At 57.0% G+C, this 2,278-nt stretch carries 3 protein-coding genes; all 3 read right to left on the bottom strand.

Going from position 1 to position 2,278, the window contains the following annotated elements; all coding sequences use genetic code 11:
• A partial coding sequence (tnpC, locus tag H6B51_RS16800) for an IS66 family transposase (protein WP_204884746.1) occupies positions 1 to 1,475 on the bottom strand: 1,475 nt, incomplete at its 3' end.
• An 83-nt stretch (positions 1,476 to 1,558) separates the two neighbouring features.
• Complete coding sequence (gene tnpB / locus H6B51_RS16795; RefSeq protein ID WP_204884745.1) at positions 1,559 to 1,912, bottom strand: IS66 family insertion sequence element accessory protein TnpB; 354 nt, start codon at positions 1,910 to 1,912, stop codon at positions 1,559 to 1,561.
• Positions 1,909 to 2,229, bottom strand: a complete 321-nt coding sequence (gene tnpA / locus H6B51_RS16790) for an IS66 family insertion sequence element accessory protein TnpA (RefSeq protein WP_204884744.1) — start codon at positions 2,227 to 2,229, stop codon at positions 1,909 to 1,911. The genes tnpB and tnpA overlap by 4 nt, the downstream gene beginning before the upstream one ends.
• Positions 2,230 to 2,278 lie beyond the last annotated feature (49 nt).

Genomic DNA, 2,278 nt, shown 5'->3' with positions numbered 1-2,278 from the left:
GGCTCCACACCATTGGCCTTGGCTGTCTCCACCAACGAATATACAATAGCGCTGGACTCCGCACCCTTGACGCTGTCGCAGAACAGCCAATTCTTTCTGCCCAGCACGAAGGGGCGGATGGCGTTTTCTGCCAGATTGTTGCTGATTGGAACCTCCGGCGCCTCCAGAAATGCCATCAACTGCTCCTTCTGGTTCAGCGAGTAGCGCACTGCATCTTCCAGCTTGCTGCCCTTCTCCGGGTGTATCGTTTTCAGCCAGCAAAAATACTCCTCCAGTAGTGGCCTGACCACATTCTGGCGGTATGCGTAGCGACTTTCGGGCGTCGCATAACAGTATTTCTTCTCCAGCGCAAACAGCTTATTGCAATACCGGTAGCCCACAGCCGCCTTGCTGGTCTTGACCGTGGCGCCGTCCGGCATGGCATCCCGCCACTTCCGTCTGGCATGGGTCCAGCACCCGCAATGGGTCACGCCCAGGACCTGGTTGTAACCTGCATAGCCGTCGGTCACCAGGTACCCGGTAAAGCCGCCCAGAAAGCTCGCCGGACGCTTTCCGCTGCGGTCCGGCTGGTACTCAAAGAGGCGAACCCCTTTCCGGCTGCCTTCTCCGCTGGCATACAGCCACATCCGGGACTCCGAAGCAGCTGTCTTCCCATCCTCCTTCAGCACCTGAACCACCGTCTCGTCGGCATGAATCAGCGGCTCCTCCAGCAGGGCCTGTTTCATATGCCGGTACAGAGGCTTCAGCCATGTCTGCCCACACTGGATCACCCAGTTGGCCAGTGTCGCCCTGCCAAGCGTCACTCCCTGCCGCGCCCAGATCTTCTCCTGCCGCGCCAGAGGCAGGCCGTCGGCATATTTCTTTGTCATCACATCCGCTACCGTGGATGCCGAGGCCAGGGAGTGTTTCATCAGCGGCGGCGGCGCCTGTGTCGTCAGGATACGGGCATACCCAGTCTCTTCCTCGCACCGGTCACACGCATAGCTGCAGCCATAGTAGGCAATGATCTTTTGCTGCTGGGGGATGATTACCATCTCCCGGCGGAGCAGCTTCTTGCCAATGAGCCGGAATGCACCGCCGCATTTGTCGCAGATCATCCTGTCTTCCGGCAGCGTCAGGATCACTTCCTCCACCGGAAGCTCCTCCATCATTTGCTCAATCGTCCGTTTTTTCTTCCGGGTATGTGCCTTGACCACCAGATCTGCTTCCGTAGGTTCCGGAGCCTTATGATCCTGTGCTTCTTCCGCCTCGTTGAACAGGCAAAGCTGGTCTTCCCCCAGAACATACCGCTTCTTCTCGCTGGACTGCCCGAACTGCGCACGCTGGGCGTTGGCGAAGACCTCTGTCATGTGCGCCAGCTTTCGCTGCAGCGCTTCTACCTGAGCGGTGAGCGCTGCGTTTTCTTCCTTCAGCCGGGCATTTTCCGACTGCAAAAGGGTGACATCTGCACGGTGATAATTTGTGTTTTTCACCATGCAAATGCCACCCTTCTCCACAACTTTTCTGTTCAAATTATATCATAATTCCCCGGAAAAGTACAGAAGTATCTGGGTTATACTCAAAATAAATCCTTGGGTACTCCCTTGCGGATCGCCGTCCGCTGCTCAATGGACAGCCCCTCCATCAGCCAGCGGAAGCTCTGTGGATCCAGCAGCCGCAGCTCTGCCTCACTCCTGGGCCATTGAAAGCTGCCGTTGCTCAGCCGCTTGTACAGCAGGATATATCCGTCTCCAGACCAGTAGAGTGCCTTGATCCGGTCTGTCCGCCGGCCACAAAACAGGAACAGGCTCTCTTCATCCAGCCGACTCCCATACTGCTGCGTGACAATGGCTGCCAGTCCGTCAATCCCACGGCGAAGATCGGTATAGCCGCAGGCCACATAGTAGCGGCGCACATGACGCAGGTCAATCATACGCTTTGAATGGACCGCAGAATCGCCACAACCGCATCCAGGTCTATGTTCCCGGGAAGGAGCAGCTCAGCCCCACGAAAATGAATTTGCAGCATATCCTCCCTGACCGCTTCCGGCGATATCTGTACCAGCTGCGGCGGCGCTGCTTCCAGTGCCTGTGTGCGCAGTTTCCGGAGCCAGTAGTAAAATTTCTTCTCCGGGATCCCGCGCTGCCGGCAAAATTCCCGGTTCGTCAACCCGCTGGCTCGGCACTCCTGGATCACAAGAAACCAGTTTTGTGCCCGATACTCGTTCCGTGCTGCCAATACCTCTCCCATGCCGCTTCCTCCTGATGTGAAGTCTTAAAAAACTGACTGTCAGCTTTTT

It is taken from the genome of Pseudoflavonifractor phocaeensis (assembly GCF_016901955.1).
Taxonomy (GTDB): Bacteria; Bacillota; Clostridia; order Oscillospirales; family Oscillospiraceae; genus Flavonifractor; species Flavonifractor phocaeensis_A.
Note: the sequence above shows the minus strand (reverse complement) of the source record. Positions and strands in the feature narration are given on the sequence as shown.

Excerpts from the sequence above, each read along its gene's own strand:
- tnpB (WP_204884745.1), bottom strand. The coding sequence starts at position 1,912 with ATGATTGACCTGCGTCATGTGCGCCGCTACTATGTGGCCTGCGGCTAT.
- tnpA (WP_204884744.1), bottom strand. The coding sequence starts at position 2,229 with ATGGGAGAGGTATTGGCAGCACGGAACGAGTATCGGGCACAAAACTGG.